Origin of the sequence: Sorangium sp. So ce363, from assembly GCF_051520435.1 — a bacterium.
In the GTDB taxonomy this organism is placed as follows: domain Bacteria; phylum Myxococcota_A; class Polyangia; order Polyangiales; family Polyangiaceae; genus Sorangium; species Sorangium cellulosum_B.
The window spans coordinates 11,210,245-11,228,853 of record NZ_CP150333.1; the positions used below are offsets into that span (position 1 = coordinate 11,210,245).

Consider the following 18,609-nt stretch of genomic DNA (forward strand, 5'->3'; position numbering starts at 1 on the left):
GCGGACCTGACGCTCCGCCGTGCCGCTCGAGACAGCCATCAGGAGAGATCGCGACGGCCTGGTGCCTCTCCTTGACAAATGCCACTGAGTCGCACATTCTTTCCCTGTCGCGGCTCCCCGCCGATGGGAGCGATCTCGGGCGGAGGAGCGCGCCTTCACAGGTACGGAGTCCATCCATCGCCGTCGCCTCGAGCGACGACCGAGGCCTCGGCGCGGCCGTCGCGCACAGGGGCCCTCGCGCGCGGGCGCATCGCGGGAGGCCGCTTTGCAGCGACACCGATATTTCGGCGCGCCCGCGGTCGGATCGAGCGTTCGGCGCGCCCACGGCCGTTGTCCGTCGGAGGATGCGGGGGAGGCGGCCCTCACAGGATCCACGAGAAACACCATGGAACACGACAAGGTCGCGCTCATCACGGGCGCAAACCACGGTATTGGGCTCGAGCTCACGCGTCGTCTGCTGTCGGAGGGCTTTCAGGTCATCGCGCTGAACCGCTCGGGGTTCCCCGAGGACGATCCGCTGATCCGGGAGGGCATCGAGCGCCGGAGGCTCCGTGTCCACAACGCGGATCTGTCCGATTTCGAGGGCCTCAGGCGGGTGCTCGGCGCGATCAAGGCGAGCGAAGAGAAGATCGACGTGCTGTTCAACAACGCTGGCGGCAGCGTCCCGGAGCTGACCTTCTCCAGGCAAGGCCGAGAGCTGCACTTCGAGCTCCAGGCGGTGGTGCCGTATGTCATCGCGATGGAGCTCAGAGGGCTGCTGCGGAAGGGGGACTTGAAGACGGTCGTGAACACCTCCTCCAATGCGTTCACGATGACGAGGCGCTTCGACCCGGACGCCCTGGAGCGCCCGGCGTCGTTCAAGCAGCTCTTTGGTCCCTACGCGACCTCCAAGCTCGCGCTCTCCCTCTGGACGCGTGAGGTGGCGCCGCTGCTCGCGGGGGATGGGATCAAGATCCGGAGCGTGGATCCTGGGCCCAACAACACGCTGAGGAAGGGAAAGCGGTCGGGGCTGCCGTTTTACGTGGAGCCGCTGATGAGGTTCCTGTTCCCGCCCCCGAGCCAGGGGGCTTCGCGGCTTTACGAGGCGGCGTTCGGCGCGAACCGGGACCTCTCAGGCGTCTATTTGAAGAAGGACCGCGCGATGGATCTCCCGTTCCGAGAGCATGGCCCGAGGGTGCTGGAGAAGGTGCGATCCATCCACGAGCGGGAGTTCGCCGCCCGCTGAGGTTCTCGAGACAGCCGCGCCTCGCTGACACACGTCTCCTCTCGCCATGCGGGCGCACATCACATCTCCTCGAGCTCCTTGCCCTTCGTCTCGGGGATGAAGGCGACGACGAACACCAGCGAGGCCGCCGCGGCGGCGGTGTAGAGCCCGTAGGCGATGCCCAGGCCGGTCGCCTTGAGCGCGGGGAAGGTCGCGCTCACGAGGAAGTTCGCCAGCCATTGCGCGGCGGCCGCGATCGAGAGGGCGAGGGCGCGGATGCGGTTCTCGAACATCTCGCCGAGCAGCACCCAGGTCACCGGCCCCCAGGACGCCCCGAAGCAGAAGACATACAGGTTGGCGGCGAGCAGCGCGGCGGGGCCGGCGGCGCCCGTCAGGGCGGGGTTGCCCGCGGCGTCCTCGCCCGCGGCGCCGAACACGGCCGCCATGGCGCCGAGCGTCAGCGTCATGCCGATGGATCCCGCGATGAGCAGCGGCCTGCGCCCGAGGCGGTCGACGGTCGCGATGGCGACGAGGGTGGTCACGATGTTCGTGACGCCGGTGACGACCGTGATGGCAAGCGAGCTTCGCTCGGAGAACCCGACCGCCTGCCAGAGGACGCTCGAGTAATAGAAGATGACGTTGATGCCCACGAGCTGCTGGAACGCCGAGAGGCCGATGCCGATCCAGACGATGCGGAGCAGCCCAGCGCGCCCCCGCAGGTCCGCGAGCCTGGGCCGGCGCTCGGACGAGAGCGTCCTCTGGATCTCGACGAGCTTCGTCCGGGCGGACGCGCCGAGGAGGCCACGGAGCACGGCGAGCGCCTCGTCCACACGCCCCCTCGCCACGAGGTGGCGCGGGGACTCGGGGATCAGCAGCGCGCCGAGCCCGTAGAGGAGCGCCGGTGGGATGGCGCTCCAGAACATCCATCGCCAGGCCTGTGCCCCGAGCCAGAACGGGCTCGTCGCCGAGCCCGCGGACGTCGCGATGGCGTAATCGCCGAGCAGGGCGACGAAGATGCCGAGCACGATCGCGAGCTGCTGGAGCGATCCGAGGCGGCCGCGCAGGTGGGCCGGCGCGATCTCCGCGATGTAGGCGGGAGCGACGACGCTGGCCGCGCCGATGGCCATGCCGCCGAGCACCCTCCACGCGCTGAAGTCCCAGGGCGAGATCGCCGCCCCCGAGCCCGCCGCGCTGACGACGAACAGCAGGGAGGTCGCGATCATCGTCCGCGTCCGGCCGTAACGGTCGGCCAGCTTGCCCGCGAGCACCGCGCCGGCAGCCGCGCCGAGCAGCGCCGAGGACACGGACAGGCCCACGGTCCCCGGGTGCGCTGTGAATACCCTCTCCAGCGCGCCGACGGCGCCGTTGATGACGGCGGTGTCGAACCCGAACAGGAAGCCTCCCAGCGCGGCGACGGACGCGATCAGGGCGATCCGTACCGTCGAGAGGGGCTCCTCGCCGCGTCCATCCCCCTGCTGCGCCGCGGGCTCTGCCATGCCCCCCGGTGAACCACGAACCGTGCCGCCGGGACTCGTCAGCTCGAGCGCCACAGGCGTTCATGGAGCTCGATCCATGCGATCAGCGATTGCGCGGTCGCCTCGAGCGCAGCGACCCCGCGGCGCCTGCGCGGGCGGCCTGGTGGCACACCGCCTGCCTCCGTGAACGACGCGGCGGCGAGAACGATCGAGCGCGCCGCCGGCAGAAAGGGATCCGACGCATGAGCACGGCATCGCCGACCGGGGTTACACGGCTTCCGCGCCTTCCGCGCGGGGACGCGCGCCGTCGGATCGAGGCATTGCGCCACGAGATCGGGGCTCACGACCACCTCTACTATGTGCTCGATCGCCCGGTCATTTCGGACGCCGAGTACGATCGCCGGCTCGACGAGCTGAAGCGGCTGGAAGGGCTCTATCCGGAGCTCGTGACCCCGGACTCGCCGACGCAGCGCGTGGCCGGGGCCCCGCTGCCGACGTTCCCCGAGATCCGCCACATGGCGCCGATGCTCAGCCTCGACTCGGTGGTCCACGGGGAGGACGTACGGCGCTTCGTCGATCGCCTCCGTCAGGCGCTCGGCCAGGGCCGGCTCACGTTCGTGGCAGAGCCGAAGCTCGACGGCGCGTCGATCGAGGTGGTGTACGAGCGCGGCGCGCTCGCACACGCCGGGACGCGGGGGGATGGCGAGCGCGGCGAGGACGTCACCGCCAATGTGAAGACGATCCGGTCCGTGCCCCTCCGGCTCGTCGACGGCGGCCAGCCGCCTCCGGAGCGGCTGTCCGTGCGCGGCGAGGTGCTCATGGCCACGGCCGCGTTCCGCCGCCTCAACGAGCAGCTGGCGAGGGAGGGTAAGCCGCTGTTCGCGAACGCGCGCAACGCCGCGGCGGGGTCGCTCCGGCAGCTCGACCCGCGCGTCACCGCCGCGCGCCCGCTCGAGATCGTCTTTTACGATGTGCTGGCCATCGCGGGCGGCCCGGCGCCCACGACCCACTGGGAGCGGCTGGAGGCCCTCCGCGGGTGGGGTCTCCGCGTCAGCCCTCACAACCGCCGGGTCGAGAGCGCCGAGGAGATCCTCCGGTACCACCGCGAGATGGAGGAGCACCGCGACGCGCTCGGCGCCGAGATGGACGGCATCGCCGTCAAGCTCGACGACCTCCCCGCGCGCGAGCGCCTCGGCGCGACCGCGCGTCACCCGCGCTGGGCGCTCGCGTTCAAGTTCGCGCCGCGCCGCGAGGCGACGACCATCGAAGACATCGTGGTCCAGGTCGGCCGCACGGGCGCGCTCACGCCGGTCGCGGTGCTCACCCCCATCTCGATCGGCGGCGTCACCGTGGCGCGCGCGACGCTCCACAACCGCGAGGAGCTCCGGCGCAAGGACCTGCGGATCGGCGACGCCGTGCGCGTGGACCGCGCCGGAGACGTCATTCCCGAGGTGATCGAGCGCATTCCCCGGGCGGGGGAGCGGCGGGGCCCGCCGTTCGCGATGCCGGCGCGGTGCCCTGCGTGCGGGGCGGCCGTCGTGCAGGAGGGGCCGCTCGATCGGTGCCCGGCCGGCCTGGCTTGCCGCGCCCAGCTGGAGCGGTCGATCAGCCACTTCGCCTCGCGCAGCGCGCTCGACATCCGCGGCCTCGGGCGGGAGACCGTGACGGCCCTGATCGAGGGCGGGCTCGTCGAGAGCGTCGCCGATCTCTTCGCGGTGAAGGAGCAGGATCTGCTCCGGCTCCAGCGCTTCGGGGCCCGATCTGCGCAAAACCTGGTGCGCGCCATCGAGCGCGCGAAGCAGACCGAGCTCTGGCGCTTCCTTCACGCGCTCGGCATGCCGGGCGTCGGCGAGCGCACGGCTCAGGATCTCGCCGATCATTTCGGATCGCTCGAGGCGGTGATGGCGGCCGACGAGCGCGCGCTCCGGCGGGTCGAGGGGATCGGACCGAACGTCGCGGCCGGCATCGCCGGTTTCCTGAAGCGCCGCCAGCACCGGCGGGTGATCGCGCTCTGCCTCGAGCGCGGGGTCCGCCCGGCGCACCGGCCCCGCCGCGCGGGCGCCGCGCCCGCCACGGCCGGTCCGCTCGACGGAAAGACCGTGGTGTTCACCGGCGCGCTCTCGTCGATGACGCGCCCCGAGGCCGAGCAGCTCGTCCGCCGCGCCGGTGGACGCGCGTCCGGCAGCGTCGGAGCGTCGACCGACTACGTAGTTCTCGGCAAGAGCCCCGGCGAAAAGCTCCAGAAGGCAAGGGCGCTCGGCATCACCGTGCTGACGGAGGGCGAGCTCCAGAAGCTCGTCCAGGCGTGAACGGGGGGCGCATGGAGAACGTCGATATCGGTCGCACCTTCGAGGAAGTGGCGGATCTGCTCGAGATCCAGGACGAGAGCCCGTTCCGCGTGCGGGCCTACCGCACCGCCGCGCGCACCCTGGCGTCGCTCGGTGAGCCCGTGGCCGGGATTGTCGAGCGCGACGGCGCGGGCGCGCTCACGGCGCTGCCTGGAATCGGCAAGGATCTCGCGGGCAAGATCGTCGAGCTGCTCGAGACCGGCGAGCTGTCGCTGCTGAGGGAGCTGACGGCCAAGACCCCCGAGAGCCTCGTCGAGATGATGCGGATTCCGTCGCTCGGGCCGAAGCGCGCGCGCCTGCTGCACGACAGCCTCGGCGTCGAGACGGTGGACGAGCTCGAGCAGGCCGCGCGCTCGGGTCGCCTCGTCGGCGTGCGCGGCTTCGGCGAGCGGCTCGCCGCGACCATCCTCGACGGCTGCGTGAAGCGGCGTGCGACCGCCGGGCGCGTGCGGCTCGCGGACGCCGAGGCGCAGGTCGAGCCGCTGCTCAAGCACCTCCGGGCGGCGCGCGGGGCCCTGGCCGTCGAGGTGGCTGGCAGCCTCCGGCGCCGCAAAGAGACCGTCGGCGACGTCGATATCCTCGTGTCCGCGAGGCAGGGTGAGCCCGTCGCGTCGCGCCTGACGGCGTATCCGGAGATCAAGCAGGTGCTCGCCCGCGGCGCGACCAAGTGCTCGGTCGTGCTGCGGTCCGGGCTCCAGATCGACCTCCGCGTCGTGCCGCCGGAGTCCTACGGCGCGGCCCTCCATTACTTCACCGGCTCGAAGGCCCACAACATCGCCGTTCGCACGCTGGGCGTGAATCGCGGGCTGAAGATCAACGAATATGGGGTCTTCCGGGGGGACCGGCGGATCGCGGGCCAGGCGGAGGTGGACGTCTTTCGCGCGGTGGGATTGCCCTGGATCCCGCCCGAGCTGCGCGAGGACGCCGGCGAGATCGAGGCCGCGCGCGAAGGGCGGCTCCCCGAGCTCGTCGAGGTCGGCGCCATCCGGGGTGACCTCCACGTGCACACGACGTACACCGACGGGCGCGACGAGCTCGCGGCGACGGTCGGGGCGTGCAAGGCCCGCGGGTACGAGTACGTGGCCATCACCGATCACACGCGCGCGGTCCGCGTGGCGGGCGGGCTCGACGCCTCGGGGTTCCGCGAGCAGGCGAGGGCGATCGACAGGCTGCGCCGGACGATCGGCGGGATCGCGATCCTGCACGGGGCCGAGGTCGACATCCTCGAGGACGGGGCGCTCGACCTCGATGACGCGACGCTGGCGGCGCTCGACTACGTCGTCGCCAGCGTGCACTCGAAGCTCACGATGCCCGAGCCCGCGATGACGCGCCGTGTCCTCCGCGCGCTCGAGAGCCCGTTCGTCACGGCCCTAGGCCACCCGACCGGGCGCCTCCTGGGCAAGCGCGAGCCGTACGCGCTGGATCTCCCGCGGATCGCGCGCGCCGCGCGCGACGTCGGCGTGCTGCTCGAGATCAACGCTCAACCCGAGCGCCTGGATCTCTGCGACCTTCATATCCGCCTCGCGCGAGAGGCCGGCGTGAAGCTCGTCGTCGCCAGCGACGCGCACGCCGTGGCGGAGCTCGACTTCATGCGCCACGGGATCGATCAGGCGCGGCGGGGCTGGTGCGCCGCGGCCGACATCGCCAACACGGCGCCCCTCGCGGAGCTCCTGGAGCTCATCGGCAGGCGCGGGCGCGCCGCGACCGCCGCCCCGGCGCCGCGTCCGGCGACCGCCGCCCCGGCGCGCCGACGAGCGCCGGCATGACCAGCTACGGCGCCGCTGTCGGCGCCGCCACGATCGCTTCGAGGCGGCCGAGCACCACTTCGAGCCGCTCGATCGTCGCCTTCAGGTCCGCCCGGTAGGCTCGATCGTCGGTGTGGACCAGCTCGTCTCGCATCCCCACGAGCCGGGTCGAAAGGGCCGTCCTTGTGTCATCCGCTTCGCGCTCGCTGAGCTCGAGATGCAGCATGCTCATATCTCCTCCTGACGCTGGGCATGTAGCTCAGACGAGCGTTCGTTCACGGGCGCTCCCGCGCGGCTGTTCGGGCCGCCGGCCGGCGCCTCTCGTCTGCTCGCCTGGCGTTCGCCGCTGCTCCTTTCGACAGTGCATGAGGTTTGCGCTGCCCGAGGACCGCGAGGGAACATGGTGACGCGACGCCTCGCTGTCATCGGCCGCGGCGATCGAGCAGCGCTTCGGCCCGTTCGACACGCGGCAGCGGACCGATGAGCCCGTGGACCCGAATCGCCTCGACGACCTGCGGCGCCCGTGCCGTGGGACGTCGACGCGTACGGCCCGTTCGACCGGCGCGCGAATGCCTCGAGCGCTGGCGCGGCATCCATCGCTGGTCGCTCGGCGCCGCGGCCGGCGCGCAGCCTCCTGGCAGCGTCTCCTCGCGTGAGCGGGGCGCAGAACATGCAAGCCAGAGGCGCGTAGCCACGGCGAGGCTACACCACAGGACGGGGGAATCATGCAGACGCCAGGACCCGAGGAACGTGAACGGTTTACACAGCAGGAGAGCCCGATCGCGCCGATATCGGGCGCGCGGCGCAGGCCGGAGGACGAGAGGGAGGCGCCGCGGATCGTGCTCGGCGGCTCGCTCGCCGAGGTGGTGTGCGGCGCGGGGACGATCGTCCTCGCCATCATCGGGCTGACGGGGTTCATGCCGGGAGAGCTCACCTCGATCGCCACGATCGTCTTCGGCGCCGCGCTGATCGCGCACGGCGGCGCGATCGCCTCGCGCTTCGGCGCCTTGACGCGCACCACGGCGCCCGTCGAGTGGGATACGCGCGCCGAGCTCGGCGGCGGCATGGGCGCGGAGCTCGTCGGCGGCGCGGCGGGCATCGTGCTCGGCATCCTCGCGCTCCTCGGGCTCGCCCCCGGGGCGCTGACGTCGGTCGCGGTGATCGTCTTTGGCGGCGCGCTGCTGCTCAGCGGCGGTGCGACGGCGGACCTCGGCGCGCTCGACGGGCGCGGCGCGCACCAGCACCTCGCCCACGTCGCTCGTCAGGCGGCGATGGCCGCCGCCGGCTTGCAGTCGCTCGTCGGCGCCGCAACGGTCGTGCTCGGCATCCTCGCGCTGGTAGGCATCCATCCCATGGTGCTCACGCTCGTCGCCCTGCTCGCGCTGGGATCGGCGATCGTCACGAGCGGATCGGCCGTCTCGGGGCGCGCGGCGGCAGCGCTTCGGCGCTGAGCCGGGGCCTCGCGGATGAGGCTGCGAGCGGCCTCTCCACGGGCGTGTCATGGCCCCGCGCGGTTCTGGGTCGACCTGGCCTCGACATCGATGTGCTTCACATCGGGTCGCTGGCTCCGTATCCGCGCCTCGACACGCTCGATCGCCTCCGCCACCCCGGAGGCCGTGAGCGCGGGGTCGAACTCGATGCGCAGCACGACCAGGACGTCATGCGGACCGAAGTGCATCGTCATCGGTCGCCCCACCTCAGACACGCCACGATCCGCCTTGGCGAGCGCGCGGATCGCGACAAGGAGATCCCTGTCCGCGCTCTCCCCCACGAGGAGCCTATGCCTTTGGCGACCGTCGCTGGAGGAGCGCGCAGGCTTGATGGGGAAGGCCGTCGAGGCAGGCGGCTGCTAACTAGTCCACCGATGTCGGCCCGATGACGGCAGCAGACGATGGGGATCGAGGGCTGCTCTGCTTCTCGACGGTGATGAGCAGCTCGAAGTTGGCATGCGGCACGGTCATCCCGGCCAGCTTGCCTCTTCGGCTGCCAGCATTGTAGTCGAGCACTCCGACCCGTCGCCACGGGGACTCGGAGCTCGGGCGCTGCCAGACGACGAAGTGCGTGCTGCCGGCCTCGATCCGCTCGGGCGGCGAGAGATGAACGACGTTCACCAGCAGCCGTGTGGTCGCGGCGTCGGAGTCGATGTCGGCGGTGATGTGCGCATCGGCGCCGGGCGCGAGCCGCGTGCCCTGAATGGTTTGCTCGCTCGGGCCGCCACAGCCCGCGAGCGCCATGCTCGCGAGAAGACCGAGCGTGAGCCCTAGCCGGCCGCCGATTCGTCGTCCCATGCCAACGTGCTTCATATCGCCACCTCGATCGCCTCTCTGCCTCACGGCGGACCCGCTGTCCCCTCGGGCGTCGCGTCCGGGCTGGCCGGTGCCACAGCCTCTCGGCCGCATCGTGGCAATTTGAGCAAGCGTCGTGCCGAGGTGGGATGTGCATCGGCGGGTGGCGGAGAAACGAGCACATCCACGACCGCGCGACCGCGCTGTTCCAGGAGGCGCTGTGGGGCCCCCACGCGCGCAGGGCGACGCGGGGCCGTCGCTGCTGCGCGCCTGGCTGCCCAACCTCGCGCGGCGGCTCGAGGCCCGGCCGACCGCGTCGCGGCGGAGCTCGCGATCCGCCGGCTCTCCCACGTGGGGAGCGCTCCCATGTTTGGCGGCCCGAACGCGCAGCCCGAGGGCGCCGGAGGTCGCTCGGCGCGTGCACAGCTGATATAGCTCCGCCCAGGACATCGCAATGAGTGCCACCACGACTGCTCAGCCTCCCATCGTCTTCATCACCGGTGCCTCCTCCGGCTTCGGCGCCGCCATCGCCCGACGCTTCGCCGGCCTGGGCGCGCGCCTGGTCCTCGCCGCCCGCCGCTACGAGCGCCTGGAGGCGCTCGCGGCGGAGCTCTCGGACAGCCGCATCCCCGGCCCGGCTGGCGCGCGCGCGCCGGCGATCCACCTGATCCGGCTGGACGTCCGCGACCGAGGCGCGGTCAACAAGGCCATCGCCGAGCTCCCGCCCGAGTTCTCCGAGGTGACCGTGCTGGTCAACAACGCAGGCGGCGCGCTCGGGCTGTCGCCGGCGCACCAGGCCGATCTGGACGACTGGGAGGAGATGATCGACACCAACGTTAAAGGCTTACTTTATTGCACCCGGGCGCTGCTGCCCGGCATGGTGGCGCGCGACCGCGGGCACATCATCAACATCGGCTCGGTCGCCGCGGAGACGCCGTACCCCGGGAGCAACGTATACGGCGCGTGCAAGGCGTTCGTCGCGCAGTTCTCGCTGAACCTGCGCTCTGACATCCTCGGCAGTCGGGTGCGCGTCACCGACATCGAGCCCGGCATGGCGGAGACGGAGTTCTCGGTTGTGCGCTTCAAGGGAGACCAGGAGAAGGCCGCCGCCGTGTACCGCGGCGTGAAGCCGCTCTCGGCCGAGGACATCGCCGAGTCCGTCGTATGGTGCGCGATGCTCCCGGAGCACGTCAACGTGAACCGGCTGGAGCTGATGCCCGTGATGCAGGCGTTCGCCGGCTTCTCCGTCAAGAGGAGCTGAGGCGCGCGGCGCGCACGCCGCACGCCGGCTCGATCCCCGCACGCGCCTCGACCCCCCTCACGCACGCCGGGCCCGCGCTTCACGCGGCGCCCCGGCGATCGCCGAGCCGACGTTCGAGCGAGCTCTGCAGTTCAGTTCACTTTCACTTCAAGCGAGCGTCCCTGCTGCGCGGAGCCCCCGCGCCGCGTAGCCCGATGTGGCACCGCCACACCATCGATTTCCTGGCGCCTGCTCGCGCCCTCCGCCGCGGCGCCGGTGTTCACCGTGGTCCTGCTCCATCGCCTGCCCTCGCCGCAGGCCGCCGCGCGCACGGCCACGCCTGCGCACGGGTGCAGGACGGAGCGTCGCCTCCACGCGCCGCCTGATCGGCAACATCGAGCCATTCCATGCATCATCGCGCACCCTGGCGATCAGCCATCCTTGACTGGTGCGCAGCGTGGGACACCGAGCTGGTCCGCATTCTCCACAGGCGGGTCACCACCGCTCAACGATGTCTGTCGTTGCACAGGTGCTGTCGGCGGTCGGCTCGATCCCGCGTCGATGGCCAGATCGCGGCGTCGGGCGCGGGGCGCATGGCACGCGTGTTGATGGCACACGTGTTGATGGCACGCGTGTTGATGGCACGCGTGTTGATGGCACGCGGCCGCTCAGCCGCCGGCATCAACGGTGCGGCGCTCGCCCCGTCATAGCCTCATCCGATTTCTGCAATGCAGAGGACGGGACGTAAGACATCGACAGCGCCGACTCGTCATCCGGTCGACGGGAGAGCAGGATTTTGATCGGTGTTAGACGCTTGCGCATGGTGAGGGGCCGCACTAGCTTACGTGTCCCGCTGCCCTCGCGGCGCCGGTCGTCAGCAATCACCGCGATCCCTCGATCCCTGGATCGGAGGATGAACATCGCCATGGGTTGCTCGCCGGAGCAGCAGATTTGCGGAGACCACTCGAGGAATATCGCGTGATGTTGCTTCGTTAAGAGCGAGCGCCGTCCGTTCCCCTGGGCCGTCGTCCGTGGTCATCGGTCGTCCATCGCTGGGCGCCGCGACCCTTGCTTGACGTCGTGCCGATCGCCCGGAGGCGGAGGACTCAACAGGAGCGGAGCTGGGGGGCATCGGGGGCATCCGAGCGCGCTAGCGGCGAATCCGACGTTCCCTCGAGGAACGGTCGGAGGGCTCTGCTCGACGATGGAGGGCTCCGGGGTCAGCTCAGAGCTCTGGAGGACTTGAACTGAGAGACGCTCGCCAGCGTCCACCAACGTACCTTGGAGTCAACAATGTGCGGAATCTTTGCCTTCTTCGGAGATATCGATTCAGCGACGTGTTTCCGGGGCAGCTTCGAACGATTGAATCACCGGGGCCCTGACCACTCGGCCTGGGAGCAGGTCGGCCCGAGGGCCGTCTTCGGCTTCCAGCGCCTCGCCATCAGAGGGCTCGGCCCCGACGGCAACCAGCCGCTCTGGTCGAGGGACGGCAGGGACGCCGTCATCTGCAACGGCGAAGTGTACAACGAAGAGGCGATCCGCGCGGACGTCGGAGACGACGGGGGCGGCTCGGGGTCGGACTGCGATGTGATCCTGCCGCTGGTGCGCAAATACGGGCTTCGGGGCGCCTGCGAGCGGCTGGACGCGGAGTTCGCCTTCGCCTACTACGACGGTGCTTCCGGCCGCGTCTTCGCGGCACGGGACCCGATCGGCATCCGGCCGCTCTTCTTCGGTTACCTGAAGAACGGGCGCGGGATCGTGTTCGCCTCCGAGGTGAAGTTCATCAGCGATCTCTGCGCGAAGGTCGCGCCCTTCCCGCCTGGCCACTACTTCGACGGCGACAGCTTCGTGCAGTACCGCGACATCACGGCGGTGAAGAACGTCGCGAACGACGACGAGGCCACCATCTCCGCGAACCTCGAGCGCCTGCTCGTCGAGGGGGTGCGCAAGCGGCTCGTGTCCGACGTCCCGGTCGGCTTCCTGCTGAGCGGCGGCCTCGACTCCAGCCTGGTCTGCGCCATCGCCACGCGCGTGCTCGGCAAGCCGATCGACACCTTCGCGATCGGCATGGCCGAGGACGCCATCGACATCAAGTACGCGCAGACGGTCGCCGATCACATCAAGTCGCGCCACCACAACGTCTACGTCACCAAGGAGCAGGCGTTCGAGGCGCTGAGGGACGTGATCTATCACCTCGAGACGTGGGACATCACCACGATCCGCGCCTCGATCGGCATGTACCTTATTTGCAAGCACATCCGGCAGAGCACCGACATCAAGGTCCTGCTCACCGGCGAGATCAGCGACGAGCTCTTCGGGTACAAGTACACCGATTATGCCCCGTCGGCCGCGGAGTTCCAGAAGGAGGCGCGCAAGCGCCTGCGTGAGCTCTACGCCTACGACGTCCTACGCGCGGACCGCTGCATAAGCGCCCACTCGCTCGAGGCCCGCGTGCCGTTCGGGGACCTCGCCTTCGCGAGCTACGTGATGGCGATCAACCCGGAGCGGAAGATGAACAAGACCGGCATGGGCAAGCTCCTCCTGCGCCGGGCGTTCGCCGACAAGCGGTACCTCCCCGACGCGATCCTCTACCGCGAGAAGGCGGCCTTCTCGGACGCGATGGGCCACAGCCTTGTCGACTCGATCAAGGCCCACGCCGAGGCGCGGTACTCGGACGCGGACGTCGCGGCGGCGCAGCGCAGGTACGAGCACCGCGCGCCGATCTCGAAGGAGTCGCTCCTGTATCGGGAGATGTTCGAGAGCCTCTTCCCCGGCCGCGCGGAGCTCATCCCCGACTACTGGATGCCGAACAAGGAATGGAAGAACTGCGACGTCTCCGATCCGAGCGCGCGCGCGCTGCCGAACTACGGCGCTAGCGGAGTCTGAGGAGCTAGCTCGAGGCGACAGTGACGCGCTCGTCGCACGTCACCTTCGCTCCGCCGGAGCTGCGCGAGGTGGCCTGGCCGCCGAACGTGGCCGCGGGGCGAGTGACGCCCCCTCAAAGCCGGACGAACCCGCCCGCCGCTCCGCGGCGGACGGGGGAGGCCCCTCATTGGGATAACTTGAGATGACGAACCATTCGCCTGTACGACAACTTCGAGAAGAGGCGCTCCGCGCCCTCGCCGCTCACCTGCCGCAGCAGCACATCGACGCTGCGACGAGGTGCGCGCAGAAGCTCCACGAGGGCCTGCCGCACAAGGAGGAGCTGCGCAGGAACCAGGTCCTGGTCGCCTACGGTGGCGGGAAGGACAGCTCCTACACGATCGCCTTCGTGCGGTGCATGCAGCTGCTCCTCGCCCGCATGCACGGCCAGACGTTCAAGCTGCTCGTGGTGACCAACCGGCACGCGGGGATGCCACGGGCCGTGATGGAGAACATCGCCCGCGCCTACAGGGCCCTCAAGCTGCTCGAGGATCCGGACTGCGAGGCGCTGCTCATCGACGGCAACGAGATCAACCCCTTCAGGGTCGATCGGCGGCTGCCGCTCGCCCTCGTGCGGCAGAACCGGGAGGACATCCTGATGACGGGGCACCGGACGTTCGCGGACGCCCGACCGACGTTCTGCAACGCGTGCAACCTCAGCATGGTGAACTCGTTCGGCCTCGCGGCGTCCTACGGGAGCGGCGTCGACATCATCATCACGGGAGACTCGCGCAGGGAGCAGCGGGCCTACTATGTCTGGGTCGCGCGGCTCGCGCAGCGGTTCGGGTTCGACAGCAACAGCGCCGAGGGGGGCTTCGGCGGCTTCCTCACCAGGATGCGCAGCCTGTCGCAGCTCTATTTTCGCGATCTCCACGGGAGCGACGCGGCGGACGCCATCGCGCGGCGGCTCGTCACGGCGGAACTCCGGAAAGATCTTCAGTTCTTCTCGATCTACGACGACACCCAGTACGCCTCCGGGGACCACTGGGATCTGCTCACCAGGCACCTCGGCTTCGAGTTCGACGAGATTGCCTTCAGCTTCAGCGAGTCGGACTGCGCCAACCCGGCGCTCATGGCGCACCTGCGAGGCCTGAAGTGCGAGCGAATGTACGGGCGGAGCTACGCTGAAGGGATCGCCGAGTACGTCGACTTCGCCGTGGGGCTGATGCGCAAGAAGGAGTTTCCGCAGGTCCTCGTGGACATGATGCTCGCCCGCTACGATGGCCCCGAGAAGCTCGCGCGCATGCGGGTGGTCATGGACGACATGGCCAGCGAGGTCTATGGCCTCGACGAGCAGCAGCTCGTCTGCATGATTTATTCGCCCTTCGCAGACAGGTGCGAGAACCTCGACGTCTACCTCGCGCGCGAGCAGCCCGAGCTCGCGCCGCTCGCCGGGGCCATCCGCGAGCTGCTCCGCGACGGCAAGGATCCGGCCCGCGGGGCACGGCAGCGCGAGGTGCAGCAGGCGCTCGAGCGGCTGAGCGGGCTCACGCTCTCGCAGCTCCGCGTCATCCACGCGTCGCCGCTGCACCCGTCCGCGGAGGGCGGCGGGGGACACCTCATCGAGCACATCCTCGCGCGCGATCCGCACAAGGACGTCATCCAGACGCGGCGCGCCCCCAGCGGCGCCCTGGTTCAAGAGACCATCTCCGGCAGGTAAGGAAACATGAACTCTCAGACTGGAAACATCTTCGTTCAGGTCGGCGCCACGCGGGACGGGCTGGACCCGTACCTCGGCGTCGCGCGCAAGCGGTCCCTGTCGGCCGTCCTCGTGGAGACGCCCGCCTACCTGCGCTGGCGCCGGCAGCTCGGGCGCAGCGCGTTCGACGTCGAGATCGCCGTCGAGCGCCCCGCCGACCCCGAGGCGGTTCGGGCGGCGCTGGAGGCGCTGCGCCCCCGGATCGCGCTGATGCTGCCGGGCTTCGAGCGCTACACGGCGAGCACCTACGCCGCCGCCGAGCTGCTCGGCGTGCCCCCGCAGGACGCGCGGGCCGAGCGCCGCTTCACCCCGCTGGACAAGTCGGGGCAGCGGGCGGCGCTCGACGCGAGGGCGCCGGGCGTCCTCCAGCCGCGCTACAGGACGCTCCCCGTGCGGCCCAGCGCCGGAGGACAGGCGCTTGATCACCTCGGCTTACCGCTCGTGATCAAGCCCGCCGACGGGGGGGGTGGCCTTGGCGTCTTCGTCGTCGACGAGCCGGCGCAGCGCGACGATGCCATCGCCCAGATCCGGGCCATGACGAACTATGATGGAGGGGCCTTCTCGCAGATCGTCCTGGAAGAGTACGTCCAGGGGACGGAGCACTCGATCCAGGCGGTCGCGCACGGCGGCCGCGCCGTCGTGCTCACGACGTGCGAGAAGATCATCCTCCGCGAGCGCTCGCGGGACGCCGGCCGGCTCGTCGGGTTTCGCGAAGTCGCCCACATCGCGAGTCACGGCGCGCAGGCGCCCCAGGCGTTCCAGGAGCTCGCGCAGCGGTGCATCGACGCGACCGGGTACAGGAGCGGTCCGTTCCACGTCGACCTCATCGAGAACGCGCGAGGCGTCCACTTCGTGGAGATGGGATTCCGGCTCTCGGGGGGCGGCATCGTGGCGCTGGTCCGGCGCGTGACGGACATGGACTGGGCAGAGCTGTCGGTCGCGAGCCACCTGGACGGGCGCGAGCCCGCGCTGACCAGGCCGCCGCAGGGCGAGGGCGCCGTCATCGGTCAGGCGACGCTCGCCTCCGAGGACGAGCTCCGCGCGGCGGAGCAGCTCCTTTCGCGCGGCGTCCGCGCGGAGATCCTGCGCTTCGCGGCCCCGGCGAGCGACCCTGACGACGCGGGCGATGACGCGAGCCTCGCCTCGGACCGGCTGCGCCACACGGGCTTTGTGGGGAGGGTCGTCCTGTACGCGCGACACCGCGACGAGGCACGCGCGAACCTGCGCCACTGCATCGCCGCCCGCCTGGAGGACTGACATGTGCCGGCTCATCCTCGCCAAAGGTAGATTCTCGAGCTCAGCGATCCTCGACGCGGCCATCATGATGAGCTCGGGCCAGACGGCCGACCACGAAGGGCCCACGCAGCAGCACCCCAACGGCTGGGGCGCGGTGTGGCGGGATCCGGGGGGCGGCCTGAGCATCCACCGCGACCCGCGGAGGATCAACGACACGGCCGACGAGTCCCCGCTCCGGGGCGTGGAGACTGATCTCCTGGCGGTGCACGTGCGGCACGCGACGCTCGCGCGCAACCAGGGGCTCCAGTGCACGCACCCGCTGGCGCGCGCGGGGGCGAAGGGGCCGTGGTACCTCCTCCACAACGGCTTCTTGCCGACCGTCCACCAGAGGCTCGGCAAGGAGCGCTCCGAGTTCGACTCGGCCGAGTACCTCGAGTACCTCGTCCCGGAGAACGCCCACACGCTGGACATCGACGCTGCGCTGTCCAAGCTGCGCGCCATCCCGCCCGGGGGCACCTCGGCCAACGCCATCCTCCTGAACGCGGAGTGGGCGTACGTGATCCACTGGACACCTACGGAGGTCCCGTACCGCCGTTACTTCTCGATGCACCAGCTCGCGCTGGAAGACTGCACCATTTACGCCTCGGAGATCATCCCGGCGCTGGCGCCGCGCGAGCGCTGGGCGCCCTTGCCGCAGCGCCACATCGTACCCATCAAGCTCAACGCTCACTGAAGAGGTCTATCATGAACAACGATCATCACTGGAATCAGGTCTCCCTCCCCTCGGACGATCGCGCCTCCGGCCGCAAGCTGCTCCGCGGGTTGGTCGACAGCGAGGTCGCGGTCGTCGTGTGCAAGGACCTCCTCGGGGACAAGCTCCTCCAGAACGGCCTCAGGCAGATCCGCGACCACTACGGGAAGAAGCTCGCGACGCAGTACGTGAACGGCACGCTGACGACGATCGGCCCCTACCTGGCGAAGCACCTCTCGCGGCCGGAGGAGTATTTCGCGAACGCAAGCATCATCGATGAGGTCTTCCCCGAGCCCGATTTCGATCTCCGCCACATCGTGCGGGACAGGCTGAAGTCGCTCTTCGGGCTGCAGAGCATGAAGGTCCAGGAGGAGCCCGACGGCCAGCGTTACGCGGACTCGATCGTGCGCGTCCACGCGGACGGCGTGTGCAACCCGCTGCACAACGACAACATCATGCGCGATGCGGCGTCGACCGGCCTCTCGCTCGCCAAGCTGAAGCACCAGCTGAGCTGCATCGTCTGCATCCAGGAGTGCGATCAGGGAGGAGAGCTGATCAGCTACCGCAAGACGTGGAACGAGGAGGACGAGGCCTTCAAGATCAAGGGTGGCCTCGGTTATGATAGGAGCGTCGTCCGCGACGTGCCGCGCACGGTCTTCCGGCCACAGACGGGCGATGTCTATGTAATCAATCCCACAAATTACCACGAGATCGAGCGTGTCGGCGGAAAGGACCGGATTACACTGGGCTTCTTCATCGGGTTCTACGATGATGAGCTCAGGAATGCAGTCGTGTGGAGCTAAAATGCGCTTTCGTCACGTTCTCATGGCGGTGCTGACTGCCTTCGTCTGGGGCTTGAACTTCGTCGTCATCAAGGTCGGTCTGGACTCGTTTCCACCGCTGCTGTTCTCTGCGCTTCGCTTCACCTGCGCCGCGATCCCGGCTGTGTTCTTCATCGATCGGAAGCAGATCCCATGGCGCGTGATCCTCCAAGTGGGTCTCGTGCTGGGGGTGGTCAAATATTCGCTCCTCTTCGCGGGGATCAAGGCCGGGATGCCGGCGGGGCTCTCGTCCCTGGCGGTCCAGGCACAGGTGCTCTTCACGCTGATCCTCTCGGCCGTCTTCCTCAAGGACGCGCCCTCGCGCGTGCAGAAGGCGGGGATCGTGATCGCGCTCTCTGGGATCGCGCTCATCGGCTACACGCGAGCCGGGAGCGTGAGCCTCACCGGGTTCGCGCTGGTGCTCGGCGCCGCTGTCGCCTGGGCGTTCGCCAACATCCTCATCAAGCGGGCTGGGGGCTTCGACGCCTTTCGCCTGATGGTCTGGATGAGCCTGATCCCGCCGCTGCCGCTCCTCGGCCTCTCGCTCCTGCTCGAGGAGGGGCAGGTCGCCGCGGTGTCACGGATCGGGCTCGGGGGCCTCGGGGCGGTTCTTTACACGGGCATCATCGCGACGGTCGTGGCCTTCGGCATCTGGGGCCATCTGCTCAGGAGCTACTCGGCCAACCTGGTGGCGCCGTTCGCGCTGCTCGTGCCCGTGTTCGGGATGGCTTTCTCGGCGCTCCTGCTGCATGAGGAGCAAAGCGGCGCCGGGGTGGCGGCGGCGGCCCTGGTCCTCCTCGGGCTCGCCACCGTCGTTCTCGGGCCTCGGGTCATCAACATGATCGCTCCGGCGAACCGACCGATGGGAGCAGCGAAGGTGTAA

General features: G+C 69.8%; 15 protein-coding genes. 11 read left to right on the forward strand and 4 right to left on the reverse strand.

Features of this window, described 5'->3' with window-relative positions; genetic code table 11:
* Window positions 1-385 precede the first annotated feature (385 nt).
* Window positions 386-1,225, forward strand: coding sequence for an SDR family NAD(P)-dependent oxidoreductase (locus WMF12_RS42210; RefSeq protein WP_437854372.1), 840 nt, complete (start codon window positions 386-388; stop codon window positions 1,223-1,225).
* 59 nt (window positions 1,226-1,284) lie between these two features.
* On the opposite strand, the gene WMF12_RS42215 is transcribed toward WMF12_RS42210, so the two are convergent.
* Window positions 1,285-2,700, reverse strand: a complete 1,416-nt coding sequence (locus tag WMF12_RS42215) for a sugar porter family MFS transporter (RefSeq protein WP_437854373.1) — start codon at window positions 2,698-2,700, stop codon at window positions 1,285-1,287.
* Between the two features lie 221 nt (window positions 2,701-2,921).
* On the opposite strand from WMF12_RS42215, the gene ligA reads away from it, so the two are divergent.
* Window positions 2,922-4,988 carry an NAD-dependent DNA ligase LigA gene (gene ligA, locus WMF12_RS42220; RefSeq protein ID WP_437854374.1) on the forward strand — a complete coding sequence of 689 codons (2,067 nt, stop codon included), beginning with the start codon at window positions 2,922-2,924 and terminating at the stop codon, window positions 4,986-4,988.
* Window positions 4,989-4,999: 11 nt separating this feature from the next.
* On the forward strand, window positions 5,000-6,793 hold the full coding sequence (gene polX, locus WMF12_RS42225; protein ID WP_437854375.1) for a DNA polymerase/3'-5' exonuclease PolX: 1,794 nt from the start codon (window positions 5,000-5,002) through the stop codon (window positions 6,791-6,793).
* Window positions 6,794-6,797: 4 nt separating this feature from the next.
* On the opposite strand, the gene WMF12_RS42230 is transcribed toward polX, so the two are convergent.
* Window positions 6,798-7,004: a hypothetical protein gene (locus WMF12_RS42230; protein WP_437854376.1), complete on the reverse strand. Its 207-nt coding sequence runs from the start codon at window positions 7,002-7,004 to the stop codon at window positions 6,798-6,800.
* Between the two features lie 493 nt (window positions 7,005-7,497).
* Between WMF12_RS42230 and WMF12_RS42235 the strand changes: the two genes are divergently transcribed.
* A complete protein-coding gene (locus WMF12_RS42235; protein ID WP_437854377.1) occupies window positions 7,498-8,223 on the forward strand; it encodes a hypothetical protein in 726 nt (241 codons plus the stop codon).
* Window positions 8,224-8,270: 47 nt separating this feature from the next.
* Here WMF12_RS42235 and WMF12_RS42240 read toward each other — a convergent pair whose 3' ends face one another.
* Window positions 8,271-8,543: a cation transporter dimerization domain-containing protein gene (locus tag WMF12_RS42240; RefSeq protein WP_437854378.1), complete on the reverse strand. Its 273-nt coding sequence runs from the start codon at window positions 8,541-8,543 to the stop codon at window positions 8,271-8,273.
* 82 nt (window positions 8,544-8,625) lie between these two features.
* Window positions 8,626-9,006 (reverse strand): hypothetical protein, encoded by a 381-nt coding sequence (locus WMF12_RS42245; protein WP_437854379.1) that lies wholly within the window; start codon window positions 9,004-9,006, stop codon window positions 8,626-8,628.
* Window positions 9,007-9,511: 505 nt separating this feature from the next.
* Between WMF12_RS42245 and WMF12_RS42250 the strand changes: the two genes are divergently transcribed.
* The 7 genes from WMF12_RS42250 to WMF12_RS42280 all read left to right on the forward strand — a co-directional run bounded on the left by WMF12_RS42250 (window position 9,512) and on the right by WMF12_RS42280 (window position 18,609).
* The gene (locus WMF12_RS42250; RefSeq protein WP_437854380.1) at window positions 9,512-10,318 is read left to right on the forward strand and encodes an SDR family oxidoreductase; all 807 of its coding nucleotides are present in this window, start codon (window positions 9,512-9,514) and stop codon (window positions 10,316-10,318) included.
* Between the two features lie 1,272 nt (window positions 10,319-11,590).
* Window positions 11,591-13,183 carry an asparagine synthase B gene (gene asnB / locus WMF12_RS42255; protein WP_437854381.1) on the forward strand — a complete coding sequence of 531 codons (1,593 nt, stop codon included), beginning with the start codon at window positions 11,591-11,593 and terminating at the stop codon, window positions 13,181-13,183.
* A 181-nt stretch (window positions 13,184-13,364) separates the two neighbouring features.
* Complete coding sequence (locus WMF12_RS42260; protein ID WP_437854383.1) at window positions 13,365-14,879, forward strand: PqqD family protein; 1,515 nt, start codon at window positions 13,365-13,367, stop codon at window positions 14,877-14,879.
* Window positions 14,880-14,885: 6 nt separating this feature from the next.
* Window positions 14,886-16,175 carry an ATP-grasp domain-containing protein gene (locus tag WMF12_RS42265; protein ID WP_437854384.1) on the forward strand — a complete coding sequence of 430 codons (1,290 nt, stop codon included), beginning with the start codon at window positions 14,886-14,888 and terminating at the stop codon, window positions 16,173-16,175.
* Window position 16,176: 1 nt separating this feature from the next.
* Window positions 16,177-16,887, forward strand: coding sequence for a class II glutamine amidotransferase (locus WMF12_RS42270; RefSeq protein WP_437854385.1), 711 nt, complete (start codon window positions 16,177-16,179; stop codon window positions 16,885-16,887).
* A gap of 11 nt (window positions 16,888-16,898) precedes the next feature.
* Window positions 16,899-17,708, forward strand: a complete 810-nt coding sequence (locus WMF12_RS42275; RefSeq protein ID WP_437854386.1) for a 2OG-Fe(II)-dependent halogenase WelO5 family protein — start codon at window positions 16,899-16,901, stop codon at window positions 17,706-17,708.
* Window positions 17,689-18,609, forward strand: a complete 921-nt coding sequence (locus WMF12_RS42280; RefSeq protein WP_437854387.1) for an EamA family transporter — start codon at window positions 17,689-17,691, stop codon at window positions 18,607-18,609. The genes WMF12_RS42275 and WMF12_RS42280 overlap by 20 nt, the downstream gene beginning before the upstream one ends.

Excerpts from the sequence above, each read along its gene's own strand:
- WMF12_RS42210 (WP_437854372.1), top strand. The coding sequence starts at position 386 with ATGGAACACGACAAGGTCGCGCTCATCACGGGCGCAAACCACGGTATT.
- WMF12_RS42215 (WP_437854373.1), bottom strand. The coding sequence starts at position 2,700 with ATGGCAGAGCCCGCGGCGCAGCAGGGGGATGGACGCGGCGAGGAGCCC.
- ligA (WP_437854374.1), top strand. The coding sequence starts at position 2,922 with ATGAGCACGGCATCGCCGACCGGGGTTACACGGCTTCCGCGCCTTCCG.
- polX (WP_437854375.1), top strand. The coding sequence starts at position 5,000 with ATGGAGAACGTCGATATCGGTCGCACCTTCGAGGAAGTGGCGGATCTG.
- WMF12_RS42230 (WP_437854376.1), bottom strand. The coding sequence starts at position 7,004 with ATGAGCATGCTGCATCTCGAGCTCAGCGAGCGCGAAGCGGATGACACA.
- WMF12_RS42235 (WP_437854377.1), top strand. The coding sequence starts at position 7,498 with ATGCAGACGCCAGGACCCGAGGAACGTGAACGGTTTACACAGCAGGAG.
- WMF12_RS42245 (WP_437854379.1), bottom strand. The coding sequence starts at position 9,006 with ATGGCGCTCGCGGGCTGTGGCGGCCCGAGCGAGCAAACCATTCAGGGC.
- WMF12_RS42250 (WP_437854380.1), top strand. The coding sequence starts at position 9,512 with ATGAGTGCCACCACGACTGCTCAGCCTCCCATCGTCTTCATCACCGGT.
- asnB (WP_437854381.1), top strand. The coding sequence starts at position 11,591 with ATGTGCGGAATCTTTGCCTTCTTCGGAGATATCGATTCAGCGACGTGT.
- WMF12_RS42260 (WP_437854383.1), top strand. The coding sequence starts at position 13,365 with ATGACGAACCATTCGCCTGTACGACAACTTCGAGAAGAGGCGCTCCGC.
- WMF12_RS42265 (WP_437854384.1), top strand. The coding sequence starts at position 14,886 with ATGAACTCTCAGACTGGAAACATCTTCGTTCAGGTCGGCGCCACGCGG.
- WMF12_RS42270 (WP_437854385.1), top strand. The coding sequence starts at position 16,177 with ATGTGCCGGCTCATCCTCGCCAAAGGTAGATTCTCGAGCTCAGCGATC.
- WMF12_RS42275 (WP_437854386.1), top strand. The coding sequence starts at position 16,899 with ATGAACAACGATCATCACTGGAATCAGGTCTCCCTCCCCTCGGACGAT.
- WMF12_RS42280 (WP_437854387.1), top strand. The coding sequence starts at position 17,689 with ATGCAGTCGTGTGGAGCTAAAATGCGCTTTCGTCACGTTCTCATGGCG.